Below are 14,149 nucleotides of genomic sequence, written 5' to 3' on the forward strand. Positions count from 1 at the left end.
GAATTTCGCGTCTAGGTTCCCGTGCTCTGGTAATGGGCGATGCCGAACCGCCAGAATCGCAGCGCTCCCATCAATAGGAGAAGGGCAAAGAGCAGGGTCGCCGGCAGCACCCATACGCCGATCTCTCCTCGAATGATGTGGAGTGCGGGAACGTAACTAGTAAAGCCCATCGGAAGCACGGTAAGCAGCATCATGCGCATCCAGCCGGGATAAATGGTGAGCGGATAATAACAGGCGTTCGTCGTTGCGTCGTCGGTGATGCGTCGCAGGTCATCGATGCGATGCGTCCAGAATCCGACGGTTGCCGTCAGCACGCCGAACGAGAAGGTAAAGATCGCTCCGCTTAGGATGGCTGCGAACGACTTGGCTAAGGCCGTGTACCAGACGATCTGGCCGGCTGCATCGAGCTGCTGCAGGCTTAGCGTCAGGATCGTACCGCCTAAGAACAGCTCGCCGAGCATCGGACGGAATTGCCGCGTCATCAGGACGAGCAGCACGGGCACGGGGCGGAGCAGCAGCTGATCGAGCAATCCTTCGACGAGATATTTCTCGAAGCCGTTAATCTCGGAAGCGAACATGCGGTACAGCGCCCGGTTGAACATCATAAGCGCGAACAGGTAGCCGACTTCATAGACGCCCCAGCCGCCGACGCCGCCGAATTTGTAGATGACGGTACCGACGGTCAGGAACTCAATGCCGAACATGCCGAAGGCCATGAGCGACGAGAAGGCAAAGTTGAATTTGTACTGCATCTGCGCCCGGAAGCTTGCGCCGGCTAGCCGAATATACAGCCGAATCCAGTTCATCCGCCTTGCACCTCCAGATGCCGACGCAGCACGCGCGTTAATCCGAAGCAGAGCAGCGTCAGCACAATTGCCCAGCCGAGTGAAATGAGGATCGTCGCAGGCCCGCTAAGCTCCATATACAGTCGCGTCGGGATGTAGTGAATGCTCGGATAGGGCGAGTATTGGCTCATATGCTTCAGCCACCCCGGCAGCCATTCAATCGGGATGAAGAAGCCGGACAGCAGCACATTGACCGACCAATTCAGCTGCCATAGCCAGCGCGACTCCGTCGTCCATAGTGCGACGATTCCGATCATGAAGCTCATGCATAAGGAGATGTAAGCGCCGAGGAAGAGGGCGAGCAAGGTGTAGGCCCAAGTTAAGGGATGTTCAGGCAGCCGGATGTGCAGCAACAGCCAGTAAACGAGGTAGATGGGGACGGAGCAGAAGAGGAACTGATACCCGATTTTGCCCCATTCCTTGCTGGCCATGTAGCGGAAGAAGTGGAGCGGGCGCATCAGTTCCACCGAGATCTGGCCGGTTCGCACCAACGCGTCGATGCCGAGGCTGTTCGTTGTGAAGACGGTCCACAGGCACGCTTGGTTGAAGGCGATATAGCTGAGCATGCCGGCAGCGCCATATTCTCCGAGCGCCTCCCGGTCGCTAACGCCTAGCCATATGCAGGCATAGACGTAACCGATGATGATGCTGGCAGCCGTCCGCATCAGATTTGCGCTGCGGTATTGCAGGTTCTGGGCATAGGTTTTGCGGGCAATCGTAAGGGAGAACACGAAGCACCTCCTGCGATATTAGTAGCGGCTCAACTAGGATAAGGAAAATTTGGGAAAAAGACTAGACTGTTTCTTTACCGGGGGGTATACTACTATTATGAAAGGCGAGGACACACGTCTCTAGCTTAGAATTTATCTAAAATTAGGTTACGACTTCGTATTTGAGGAAGTCGATTTTTTTGTTTTAAACATGAAGAAGCTGTCACGGCTTGCGTGACAGCTTTTTTTTGGCGTTCCGGAGGGGTGAAAGTGATGCGTATTGCCGTCAGTAGACAAAGGCGTCCGGGTCATAGCTTGTACCGAGCATGGCGGCGAGGCGCTCCAAGCTGTCGATGATCGTCCGCTTCATCTCGTCATCCGGCTCAATGCCTGCTTCCCACCACCAATTGTGAATGGCGAGCGGCGCCTGCTTCTTCTGCTTGACCGGATCGAATCGGGCAACCATCCGGTCTCCGTATACGACGGGCAGCACGTAATAACCGTATTGCCGCTCCGCTGCAGGTTTATAGACTTCCCATCGGTATTCAAAATCGAAAATGGCCTGGATCAGCTTGCGATCCCACAGCAAATTGTCGAGCGGGGCAATTATGCTGGCATGAGGTGCCGGCGCAGCCAGGGCGAGTGATGAATGTAACAGCTCGACATCGCTCGTACGGATATAGAGAGGAGCCGCGAGCCCCTCGACGGTAACCTCCATGATCAGCTGCTTGGCGAGCAAGCCGGCGAATGCTCGATGCCGCTCGGCTGTCTTCATGCCCGGGATACCGAGCCACGCGTCGCTTGGCCGATTCCAGAGCAGGCCGACGCTGCCGATCCGGCGAAGCACATACCACTCGTAATACTGCTCGACCGTCTCGAACGGATCAGGCTGCGTGTGCAGCAACTTAGGGATGACCCGCTCCGCAAGATCATAATACTTGCGGGTGCCGATTTTGCTGGCGATGACGAGTTGGCCTCCATGATACATCCCTTCCAATGCGGCACGGGATAACCGCGTCGGCCCCCATGCCCAATTCACTTTCTCGTTATCATCCAGGTCGCCGGAGCATAACGCCCCGCGGTTTGCGATTTCCTGCCGAACGCGCTCGGTTACTTCGGGATTAGCTTCGCACCAACGTCGATATTGCCCACGCATTCTGGCGAAATACGGCCAATCCGACATCGGCAGTATGGACATCATTTTGTCCCAATAATCGAATAGCTGCCGATCTTGATAGATCAGCTCGTACAACTGCTTGCGGTCAAAATGCGCGATCCGGGACTGCAGCACGAGCTCCGGATTCATGCCGACAACATTGAGCGGATCGAATTGGATGCATCCGACGCGCTTAATGAAGGTCATAATGCCTTTTTTGCCGGTGAAAGAGGCGTGGGGCGTAAGCCCTTGATAGAACAAGAGGAACTGCCTGGCTTGCTGCTTCGTGATGGCAATGGCGGACATAGGAAGATCACCTCGATTATGACGTAGGACGTACTCGGTTGGTAACTATATTTAAGCATATATCCAGATGCTGGTTGCGTCTACTAGCAGCAAGTTCCGCCCAGTACGCGGTTCCTATCTTTATGCTAGACGCTAATGCGATGTGGAGCTACAATAATTGGGTTAGTCAATAAGAAGGGACGATCCATTCATCATGTCAACGCCTCCACACAAGCTCGAACCGTCCAAAAATCCGTATGTGCTCATGCCGCTGCTGCTGGTCATGTGGGGATCGTTTGCGGCGGTCAGCAAGCTGCTGCTCGATCATCTGGACAGCTACCAATTGATGTTCTCTATCTACAGTGTGGCCATCATCGTATTCTCGATCATCGTCATTATGAAAGGGCGTCTTACAGAGCTTAAGACTTGGCGTCCGGCAAACTTCCTGCTCCTCCTTGTATGCGGAACGTTCACGTTCCTGTACGATTTCTTATATATGCAGTCGCTCACGCTCATTCCGGCCGTCGAAGCTTCGATGCTGAATTACCTGTTTCCCATCTTCATTGTGCTTTTCGCGGTACCGTTTCATGGCGAGAAGCTGACAACCAGTACGATGGTGTCGCTTGCGATGGGCGTGCTCGGCACGCTGCTGCTTGTCACGAAAGGCGATTTGGCTTCCTTTCATTTCACGAACCTGAAGGGCGATTTGCTAGCCATCGGCGCAGCGGTCAGCTGGGGGCTGTTCACGAATATCATTAAGAAAAATACGAAGGATATGCTGCTCAGCACCTTCATCATTACGTTCACGGCATTCATTCTATCCCTCGGCTCACTGTTCGTGTTCTCGAAGCCGTTAATGCCTTCATTAATGAGCGTCGCCGGCATCTTCTGGCTCAGCTTCAGCAACATCATACTCGGTTTCTTCTTGTATTTCCGGGCTTTGCAACATTCGCCGGCTTCCTTGATCGCGAGTTTCACCTTCTTCACGCCTTTCATTACGCTCGCTTTCATTGCCTTGATGCTCGGCGAACAGCTGATGGCTGTGGACTATTTGGCAGCGATGCTTATCTTGTTCAGCGTCCCGGCCCAGCAGGCCGGCAAGTTGTTCCGTCGGTTTAAGAAGAAAACGCTGGTTAACAACCTATAGATTCGGATACGAAGCAGGGCTCAGCAATGGGCCTTGCTTTTTGTTTTAAAAGAAAGTACGACCGTACCTCGTTTCCAAGCATCGCCTAACTGTTGATTCTGATTATTTTTCAATTAGTAGTTAATGAAAATACGAATGATAAAATGTATAAATATTGTTAAAACGGATATTGACGTTCAGCCAATGTAAGCGTTAAACTGTAAACGTTAACAAAAGTATTTATAGATTAATAGAATTAGTGAATGGAATCATGGGCGTCTGTATCTCAATCGAGACCGGAGGTGAATCGAGGAGCTTTAGTTTGGTCACGGGAAGTGACGGCAAGTGATTTTGGAGGAGGACATAAGCGAGATGAAGCATACGATGAAGAAATATGTGGCTGGCGGTCTTATTCTATCCATGCTTGTACCCGGAACAGGGTTTGCGGCTGACAGCGGTACGACATCGGCGACGTCGGGATCGGATATTGGGGGGCATTGGGCGCAGCAGGCGTTCGCGAACTGGCAGGAGCAAGGTTTGATTCATGGTTACGGCAACGGGATCTTCAAGCCGAATCAATCGATTACCAGAGCTGAATTCGTGACGCTGATTAACCGCGTCTTTAATTTCGTCGATAAGGCGCAAGTCAGCTTTTCCGATTTGCCGCAGCAGAATCAATTCCATGGCGAATTCATGAAAGCGGTTGCTGCGGGGTATTTGAAAGGCTACGTGGATGGCACGGTTCGTCCGACGCAGGTAATCAGCCGACAGGAAGCGGCGTTCATGATCGCGCAGGCTTTTGCATTGAAAGCGAACGCGCAATCGACTGATGCATTGAAGGATCTGAATGAATTGCCGGCCTGGAGCAAATCCGCTGTGCTAACGCTTGTCAATGGCGGTTACATTCAAGGGTTGCCTGACGGTACGTTCAGTCCGAATCATTCGATATCGAGAGCCGAGGCGCTCGTTATGCTGAATAACGTCGCGGGCACGATTCTGAACAAATCGGGCACCTATTCCGACTTGGTCGCCAAGAATGTTGTCGTCAATCATGCAGACACGACGCTGAAGAACGTTACGATTAAAGGGAATCTGTATCTCACGCCAGGCATTGCTGAAGGGGATGTCACGCTCGATCATGTAACGGTGGAGGGTGAGATCATCGCTTCCGGCGGCGGGGAAAATTCCATTCATCTGAACGATTCCACGATTCAGCAGATTATCGTGAACAAGAAGAACGGGACGATTCGCTTGGTGACGAAAGGCGCTACGAACATTGAGCAAGTGTACGTGCTCTCCGGCGTGAAGCTGGAGGAAGAAGCCTCGGATAACGGCGCGGGCTTCAAGCATATCATCCTCGACGAGGCACTTGGCAGTCAGGCGACGATTCAGCTAGCCGGCCAGTTCGACCAAGTTGACGTACGGGCATTGACCGCACCGGAGCTGAAGCTGCTCAGCGGCCAGATCAAGAAGCTGCTGCTCGAACAGCAGGCGACGCTCGTGGTGGAAGAAAAGGCGGTCATTGACGAGGTTGTTATCGAGACAGACAAGACGATCCCGGTCAAAGGAAAAGGGAAGGTCAATTCGAGTGACAGCAAACTCGTTCGCGAAGAGGCGGTTAAAGGGGAAGAGACTCCATCCGTAATCATCACGACGCCATCGACCGGCTCGAATTCGGATGACGACGACTCGGATATCGTAGCGCCGACGTACACGAACGTTTCGGTGCACGATCCTTCGGTCATTAAGGACGGTCAGACGTACTACGTGTTCGGTTCGCATATCGAAGCGGCCAAGTCGACCGATCTGACCAATTGGACGCGCTTCACGAACGGCTATACGACGCCGGATAACGTCTTGTTCGGCAATCTGTCCGAGAATCTTGCTGGATCGTTCGCATGGGCGGGAGAGGACGATTCGGACAGCAAGGGCGGCTTCGCCATCTGGGCGCCGGACGTGTACTGGAACAGCGAATACGTGAATGAGGATAACACCAAAGGTGCATACATGATGTACTACAGCGCCTCCTCCACTTATATGCGTTCCGCAATCGGTTATGCGGTATCGAAGACGATCGAAGGACCATATACGTATGTGGATACGATCATCTATACCGGTTTTACGGAGAATGAAGCTTACGACACGAACAGTACAGTTAACAAGAAGTGGGACAACACGAATATCAAGTCGTTAATCGACGAAGGCGATATTACCGAAGTGGACGAAGATTGGTTCTCCGACGGCGCCTATAACAACTACGAGTATCCGAACGCTATTGACGCGACTTTGTTCGAGGACAAAGAAGGCAAGCTATGGATGACTTACGGCTCTTGGTCCGGCGGTATCTTCGTCCTTGAACTTGATCCGGTGACTGGACAACCGAAGTATCCAGGCGTTGACGGCGAGACGGAAGACGGCCGCATGATCGACCGTTACTTCGGTACGAAGATCGCCGGCGGATATTACAAATCCGGCGAGGGTCCATTCATCGTGTACGACAAGAGCTCGGGCTACTATTTCCTGAATGTCACGTATGGCGGTCTTGCTTCTAACGGCGGCTACAACATGAGACAGTTCAGAGCAACCAACCCGGATGGTCCTTATGTCGACGTAGCAGGCAAGGATGCGGTGCTTCCCGAGAAAACCGAGAACACTGCGTATGGCAACAAACTGATCGGCAATTTCCTGTTCCAACGCGAGATCGGCGACCCGGGCACTGGCCTTGGTTACGGCTATGTGTCGCCAGGTCATAACTCGGTCTACTATGATGAAGCCGCTGACAAACACTTCCTGTTCTTCCACGCGCGCTTCCCGCAGCAAGGCGAGCTTCATGAGCTCCGGGTGCATCAGCAATTCCTGAACAAGGATGGCTGGCTTGTGACTGCGCCCCTGCGATACGGCGGAGAGACGCTTGGGAAAGTGAAGAAGAGCGATATTGATGGCGACTACAAATTCGTGAACCACGGTTTGGCGTATTCGGGCGCTATTACGAAGTCGGTTGATATCGATCTGGCAAGCAACGGCGTGATTACGGGCGGCGTGAACGGTTCTTGGACGCTCTCGAATAATTACCAAGCTCATATTACAATCGACGGCGTTGACTATGAAGGCGTCTTTATTAAAGGATGGGACGAAACGCAAAACGGCGTAACGATGACCTTCACAGGTATTTCCAAAGCGGGCGAGACGATCTGGGGCATTCGTCAAAAAGACTTGACGGACAAAGAAATCGTCGCCGATATTGAGGAAGCACTCACGCTTGGCGATACAAGCAAAATCATGTCCAATCTTACGCTCCCTACTACGGGAATGCGCAATGCGACAATCGAGTGGAGCACTTCTGACGCCGACGTCGTTACTGCTGCGGGAGTCGTTAGTCCGCCTGCCGCGAATGAGGAAGTTAAGACGGCGAAGCTGACAGCAACGATTACGAAGGGAAGCAAGACGGCGTCCAAGTCGTTCGAAATCACGGTCGTACCAGTCGATCTGACGGATGGTCTGGTGGCCCAATATTCGTTCGAGAATAACTTGGACTCCTCCTACGGCGAATCTGTCGAAGGCACGGTGACAGGCGACCGCTTGGATAAAAATGAAGGCGGCACGATCGCTTATGCTGCCGGCGCCGCCGGTCAATCGGCCGTATTCAACGGAAGTTCGGGCATTCGACTCCCGGATGGCTTGATTGCGGACGACACGTATTCGGTCTCCTTCTGGATGAATCCGGAAGAATATACGCAATATACACCTGCTTTCTTCGGGGCCAAATCGGGCACGAGCTGGATCAGTCTCGTACCGCAATCGTGGGATAATAATACGATGCTGTGGTCGGGCAGCGAAAAATGGTATGATGCCGCGACCGGCCTCAGAAACCGGGTACAAGAATGGCACCATATTGCGTTTACGGTCGATCAAGGCAGCGTGAAAGTATATGTGGACGGCGTGCAGAAATATGCGGGCACGAACTTCCCGGATGTATTCACGACCGACAATGGCGTATTCGGTCTTGGCGTTAACTACTGGGATAAGCCTTTCAAAGGAATGATGGACGAGGTTCGGATCTATGACCTGCCGATTACGCAAGAGGTTGTCACGGCGCTGGCCGACGAGCTTACGCCAGTCGCGGAAGATACGGAAGCGCAATTATCGGCGCAATACTCGTTCGAGAACGACCTCACCGATACGACTGGTAATTTCGGAGCTGGCACCGTGGTAGGCGGTAAAATCGACACGGTGAATAAAGGCGAAATTACGTATGCAGAAGGCGTTCAAGGGGATGCTGCAGTCTTCAACGGCGAATCCGGCGTCGTGCTGCCAAGCGGTTTAATCAACTCCCGTAATTACTCCGTCGCGATGTGGATCAATGCGGCGGAACTGAAGACCTATTCACCGGCCTTCTTCGCAGCGCGGACGAATACCAATTGGATTAACTTCCAACCGATGGGCGATGCTTCGGTGAACTTGACTTCCATGCTGTGGTCGGGATATGGCGATAATCGTTATGTTGCGGGAACTGGCGTGGATACCACGCTGAATCAGTGGACGCATATGGCCTTTACGGTCAACGATGGCGTGCTGAAAGTATACGTTAACGGCGAAGAGACATTCTCCGGCACGGACTTCCCGGATATCTTCACGACGGATAACGGCACATTCAGCCTCGGCGTTAACTGGTGGGATACGCCGTTCAAGGGTATGCTCGACGAGCTGCAAGTCTACACAGGGGTGTTGACCTCGGATGAGGTTGCTGCACTCGCTGCGGCTCCAACCGTACAGCCATAAGACGGATCACATAGGAACGATCGCATGCCCGAGAAGATTGGGGTGCGATCGTTTTTATGCTGATAACGGTTCGTTTACAGCGATTTCAACCGGCGATAAAAAGGGAGATCGCAAATTGCGTCGAATCCATTAATAAGCAATGACATGGAGGAGGATTATGGTTATGCAAGCGAAACAAGTTGCGGCGGTTCGCGCCGTTCAATCTATTCAAGAAGGCATGGTCGTAGGGCTAGGAACGGGCTCGACCGCTTATTATGCGATTCAGGAGATCGGCAGACGGACGGCGGAAGGGCTGCAGATTAAGGCGGTTGCCACATCGGTGCAATCCGAGAATCTGGCCAAGGAGCTCGGCATCCCGCTCATTCCGTTCGCGGAGGTCGAGGTCATCGATGTCACGATTGACGGTGCGGACGAAGTGGATGGCAGCTGGAATCTCATCAAAGGCGGCGGAGGCGCGTTGTTGCGGGAGAAGATCGTGGCAGCAGCCAGCAAGCAGCTGATCATTATCGTCGACGAAAGCAAAGCCGTCGGCCAGCTCGGCAAGTTTCCGCTTCCTGTCGAGATCGTCACGTTCGCAAGCGAGCTGACGCTGCGCAAGCTGGAAGCGCTGGGCTGCAAGCCGGTAATCCGCTTGACCGCGAGCAATGAGCCGTTCATAACGGATAACGGCAATTATACGGTAGACTGCCATTTTGACCGAATCGAGGATGCGGATCAGCTCAATCTGGCGCTGCATGCCATTCCGGGTGTCGTGGACCACGGGTTATTCCTGCATATGGCGACGCAAGTTATCGTCGGTTATGCGGATGGTTCGGCTCGCGAACTGGAGCGTTAACGAATAAACATTCGCCATGATGAAGATCATTTGCGCTCTTTTGGGTTAAGAAGTAGACAAGTTCTATTTCGAATACATTCCCAATCGGGTGCGAGGAGGGCTTCATCATGCAATGGAAAGGCAGAAGAGGCAGTAGTCATGTCGAAGATCGCCGCGGCATGAGCGGCGGACGAGGTCTGATCGGAGGCGGGATCGGCAGCATCGTCATCGTGCTGCTCGTTACTTTGCTCGGCGGCGGGAACATAGGGGATGTCCTTAGTTCCGTCACGACGCTGGGCTCAACGTCGACCGGCAATACCGCCTATGTCGAGACCGAGCAGGAAAAGGAGCTTGCGGCTTTCGTATCGGTCGTGCTGGCAGATACGGAGGAAGTATGGACGGAGCTTTTCCAAGAGAAAGGACTGGACTATGAGGAACCGACGCTCGTGTTATACAGCGGCAGCGTGCAATCCGCCTGCGGAACAGCGGGTTCGTCGGTCGGCCCGTTCTATTGTCCCGGCGACCATAAGTTGTACATCGACCTTAGTTTCTATGACGAACTGCGACAGAAATTCCAGGCGCCGGGCGATTTTGCCATGGCTTATGTCATCGCCCATGAGGTAGGACACCATGTGCAGACGCTGCTGAAGACCGGCGAGGGCAAGGGGGATTCGAGCTCCAATGCGTTCTCCGTCCGCTTCGAGCTGCAGGCGGATTATTTGGCCGGCGTATGGGCGCATCATGCGGAAGATATGAACGTCCTCGAGGAAGGCGATCTTGAGGAAGCGATCGCAGCGGCCAGCGCGGTCGGCGACGATACGATTCAGAAGAAAGCCCAAGGCTATGCCGTACCGGAAAGCTTCACGCACGGTACATCGGAGCAGCGGAAACGTTGGTTCTATAAGGGGTTCCAATCCGGAACCATCGAAGGCGGAGATACCTTCTCGGCTAATCCGCTCTAAACGAGTGAGCTTCAGTTTCAACAAGGGTGGGGGATCGATGCGGATTCGACATGCGGCGGTAACCGACGCCGCCGGAATCGCCAAGGTGCATGTAGACAGTTGGCGGACGACCTACGAGGGGCTAGTGCCCGCTGATTTTCTAGCCGCGATGTCTTATGAGGTGTATGAGAACCGATGGCGCTACCGGCTGCAAAACAAGGCGGTGCGGTACGCGATGTTCGTGGCCGAAGAAGCGGATGGCCGCATTGTCGGCTTTGCTGACGGAGGGCCGGAGCGGACGGGCGATGCCGAATTCAGGGGCGAGCTGTATGCGCTCTATCTATTGAAGACTTCCCAACGCAAGGGCATCGGCACACAACTGTTCCATGCGATTGCCGCTCACCTGATCGCGCAAGGGTATGGAAGCATGCTGATCTGGGTGCTGAAGGCCAATCCAAGCCGATCGTTCTATGAAGCGCTCGGCGGGGTGAAGCGTCGGGAAGCCACCATCGAAGTCGGCGGCAGCATGGTGGAGGAAGCGGGATACGGCTGGTCCGATCTGAATGGTTGGATGAGCGGTCATGCGGCAAGGTTGAGGACGGACGATGTATAACCAACCCTTTTTGAACAATTCAGCATGTATCGGCATATGATCGAAAATAAACAACGTCAGGAGTTCGAGACTCCTGGCGTTGTTTACGTTTGATGAAGAATGCGTGCTTAACTTCGATAATAATGATTTTCATTCTCAATTGGTTGTGGTACAATTCATGTATGATTTTGGAAATGATGATTTGAAAGCAACTTACAATAAATATTTATACCTATTAAACGCTAAGGAAAGGATGAGGAACATGAGTGAGCAAGAACTTTTTGACGTGACGATTATCGGCGGAGGACCGGCTGGCCTTTTCTCTGCCTTCTATAGCGGTTTGCGCGAGATGAAGACGAAGATTATCGAGTTTCAATCTTTTCTTGGCGGTAAGGTGAACGTTTATCCGGAGAAAATGATCTGGGACGTCGGCGGGATGACCCCGATTCCGGGTCAAACGCTGATCGAGCAGCTGACTGCGCAAGGGAAAACCTTCGATCCGACAATCGTGCTCGGCGAGAAGGTGACTTCGATCACGAAAGGGGAAGACGGCCATTTTGCCCTGCACTCCGATACAGGTGCCGTCCATCGTTCCCGCACCGTTATTCTGGCGATCGGTTACGGCATCCTGAAGCCGATCAAGTTGGAGCTGGAAGGAGCCGAGCGCTACGAGGTCGGCAATCTCCACTACACGGTTAAGTCGCTGGCGCGCTTCAAGGACAAAGTTGTCATGATCTCCGGCGGGGGGCATACCGCGATTGACTGGGCGAACGAGCTCGCGCCATTCGCGAAGAAGGTCTATCTCACCTATCGGAAGGAAGCGCTTAAAGGCCATGAAGCAGAGGTATCCAAGCTGATGGCGAACGGGATTAACTGCCTGCTGAATACCGAGATCGAACGTTTGGTTGCCGTTCCTGGCGAGGAGCTTATCGACCGCGTCATTCTCCGTAATAATGAAGACGGCGCTGTCGTCGAGCTGCAAGTGGATGAGGTCATTGTCAGCCATGGCTACGACCGGGATCGCGAACTGCTGCATAACAGCGAGGTGCGCATTGAGATGGAAGGGGAATGGAATATTGCGGGAACGCCGATGAGCGAGACGAACGTGCCCGGCATCTACGCCGCAGGCGATCTGCTCTCGCATCCCGGCAAGCTCCATCTGATTGCAGGGGCGTTCCAGGATGCCGCGAATGCGGTGAACAAGGCGAAGAAGTTCGTCACGCCGGATGCGGAAGCTTACGGTATGGTCTCCTCGCATAATGACCGGTTCATCGAACGGAACCGGGAGCTGAAGAAGCAGCTGTTCGCTAATTAATCGAATACGGCGTCACTTCGCGGACCACTTTTACGTACGTTCAACGTGCATAAAGGCGGTCTTCTTTTGTTGTGCGGTCAGTATGCAAGACCGTTCTCCACGCTCGATGCAACAGCCTGACGCCTTCGATGATTTGCGATTCCTGCAGGCCGCCAAAACCGAGATAAATGTGCGGATACCCGGAATAGGTCTGTTTGCGGATGGCTTGCATCCGCTCCAGATCGTACACTCCGACCCCTTCGTCCGCTGCAAGTTCCACGAGCTCGAGGACGGAGAGCGAAGTGCGGACGGTCAGCTGGATGTGAAGTCCGGCATTATGGCCGGTTACTTGAACCGAGGTGCCGAAAGCTGCTTCCAGCTGCTCGAGCAGCAAGTGATGCTTCTTGCGGTAGCTGCTCCGCATACGGCGAATATGCCGAAACCAGTGGCCCTTCTCGATAAAAGCTTGCATCGCCCATTGCTCAATCCGCGAAGGCGCATCGAGCAGCAGACGCATCTGTCTGGCTCGTTCCGCCAGCTCTGCCGGCAGCACCATATAATTCATGCGGATGGCCGGCGTAAAAGCTTTCGAGAACGTGCCGATATAGATGACGCGGCCGGAGCGGTCCAGGCCTTGGAGCGAGGGAATCGGCTTGCCGTGATAACGGAATTCGCCATCGTAATCGTCCTCGATGACATAAGCATTCCGGTTGTTCGCCCAATGAAGCAGCTGCTCGCGGTCGGAATAAGGCATGACGGTGCCGGTCGGAAATTGATGGGACGGCGTAACGTACACCGCATCGGCTTGCGTCTCCAGCAAAGCTTCGATTACAATGCCGCGTTCACGGACCGGAACGGCAACGATTTCGAACCCCCGTCGTTCCAGCAGCAGCTGCGCAACCCGATATCCGGGATCCTCGTACGCGATCGTGCGGCGGTCTTCGAATAATGCACACAGCAAGTTCATGGAATAGCGAATGCCGGATCCGACCACGATCTGGTCCGGATCGCATTGAACGCCGCGCGACTTGCGCAGATAGTCGGCGAGAACGCTGCGGAACGAAGCTTCTCCTTGTGCGTCGCCGTGCTTGCACAGCTGCTCGCCGGCTTGGTCTAACGCATGATGGAGCATTTGCCGCCAGAGACGAAGCGGGAACTGCTGTTCATCGGTCGTAGAGGCCCGGAAATCGATCAAGAGCTTCTGTTGCTCGTCAGCGGGAGCTACTGGGCTAGAAGGGGATTTCACGGCAACGTCCATGTCCGTAAACGTAGCAGAACTTGGGGCGCTTAGCATATTCATGACGAACAGGCCTGACCGTGGCTTGCTGATTGCATATCCTTCGGCGATCAGCATTTGATAGGCGGTCTCGATTGGGGTCTTGCTTATGTTCAACTGATTCTGCAATGCGCGAATGGACGGCAGCCGAGAACCGTACGCAATGGCGCCGCTGCGAATTTGGTTGCGTATTTGTTGATACAGCTGCAGATAGAGCGGCTGTTCCTGACCGCTTGCCAGGTTGAGATTCAGCATCGTTCACCTCGTACATCTGTCTTTTTATTGACATTCTAACTGACCATTTCGAAGTGGTCACATTCGTAATACAGTA

At 53.7% G+C, this 14,149-nt stretch carries 10 protein-coding genes; 6 read left to right on the plus strand and 4 right to left on the minus strand.

What is annotated here, in order from left to right; genetic code table 11:
• Nucleotides 1–11: 11 nt before the first annotated feature.
• From FHS18_RS15640 to FHS18_RS15650, 3 genes are all read right to left on the minus strand, one after another.
• Entirely contained in the window at nt 12–806 is a 795-nt protein-coding gene (locus FHS18_RS15640) for an ABC transporter permease (RefSeq protein ID WP_183600998.1), read from the minus strand.
• The gene (locus tag FHS18_RS15645; RefSeq protein WP_183600999.1) at nt 803–1,576 is read right to left on the minus strand and encodes an ABC-2 family transporter protein; all 774 of its coding nucleotides are present in this window, start codon (nt 1,574–1,576) and stop codon (nt 803–805) included. The genes FHS18_RS15640 and FHS18_RS15645 overlap by 4 nt, the downstream gene beginning before the upstream one ends.
• Nucleotides 1,577–1,841: 265 nt before the next feature.
• Nucleotides 1,842–3,017 carry a winged helix-turn-helix domain-containing protein gene (locus tag FHS18_RS15650; RefSeq protein ID WP_183601000.1) on the minus strand — a complete coding sequence of 392 codons (1,176 nt, stop codon included), beginning with the start codon at nt 3,015–3,017 and terminating at the stop codon, nt 1,842–1,844.
• 193 nt (nt 3,018–3,210) lie between these two features.
• On the opposite strand from FHS18_RS15650, the gene FHS18_RS15655 reads away from it, so the two are divergent.
• The 6 genes from FHS18_RS15655 to FHS18_RS15680 all read left to right on the plus strand — a co-directional run bounded on the left by FHS18_RS15655 (nt 3,211) and on the right by FHS18_RS15680 (nt 12,563).
• On the plus strand, nt 3,211–4,143 hold the full coding sequence (locus FHS18_RS15655) for a DMT family transporter (protein WP_183601001.1): 933 nt from the start codon (nt 3,211–3,213) through the stop codon (nt 4,141–4,143).
• Between the two features lie 351 nt (nt 4,144–4,494).
• The gene (locus FHS18_RS15660) at nt 4,495–8,901 is read left to right on the plus strand and encodes a LamG-like jellyroll fold domain-containing protein (RefSeq protein WP_183601002.1); all 4,407 of its coding nucleotides are present in this window, start codon (nt 4,495–4,497) and stop codon (nt 8,899–8,901) included.
• Between the two features lie 163 nt (nt 8,902–9,064).
• Nucleotides 9,065–9,736, plus strand: a complete 672-nt coding sequence (gene rpiA, locus FHS18_RS15665; protein ID WP_183601003.1) for a ribose-5-phosphate isomerase RpiA — start codon at nt 9,065–9,067, stop codon at nt 9,734–9,736.
• Nucleotides 9,737–9,843: 107 nt separating this feature from the next.
• Nucleotides 9,844–10,677, plus strand: coding sequence for a KPN_02809 family neutral zinc metallopeptidase (gene ypfJ / locus FHS18_RS15670; protein WP_183601004.1), 834 nt, complete (start codon nt 9,844–9,846; stop codon nt 10,675–10,677).
• Nucleotides 10,678–10,714: 37 nt separating this feature from the next.
• Nucleotides 10,715–11,269, plus strand: a complete 555-nt coding sequence (locus FHS18_RS15675; protein ID WP_183601005.1) for a GNAT family N-acetyltransferase — start codon at nt 10,715–10,717, stop codon at nt 11,267–11,269.
• Nucleotides 11,270–11,510: 241 nt separating this feature from the next.
• Nucleotides 11,511–12,563, plus strand: coding sequence for an NAD(P)/FAD-dependent oxidoreductase (locus tag FHS18_RS15680; RefSeq protein WP_183601006.1), 1,053 nt, complete (start codon nt 11,511–11,513; stop codon nt 12,561–12,563).
• Between the two features lie 40 nt (nt 12,564–12,603).
• Here FHS18_RS15680 and pdxR read toward each other — a convergent pair whose 3' ends face one another.
• Nucleotides 12,604–14,073, minus strand: coding sequence for a MocR-like pyridoxine biosynthesis transcription factor PdxR (gene pdxR, locus FHS18_RS15685; RefSeq protein ID WP_183601007.1), 1,470 nt, complete (start codon nt 14,071–14,073; stop codon nt 12,604–12,606).
• Nucleotides 14,074–14,149 lie beyond the last annotated feature (76 nt).

Origin of the sequence: Paenibacillus phyllosphaerae (assembly GCF_014192105.1) — a bacterium.
GTDB lineage: Bacteria > Bacillota > Bacilli > Paenibacillales > Paenibacillaceae > Paenibacillus_Z > Paenibacillus_Z phyllosphaerae.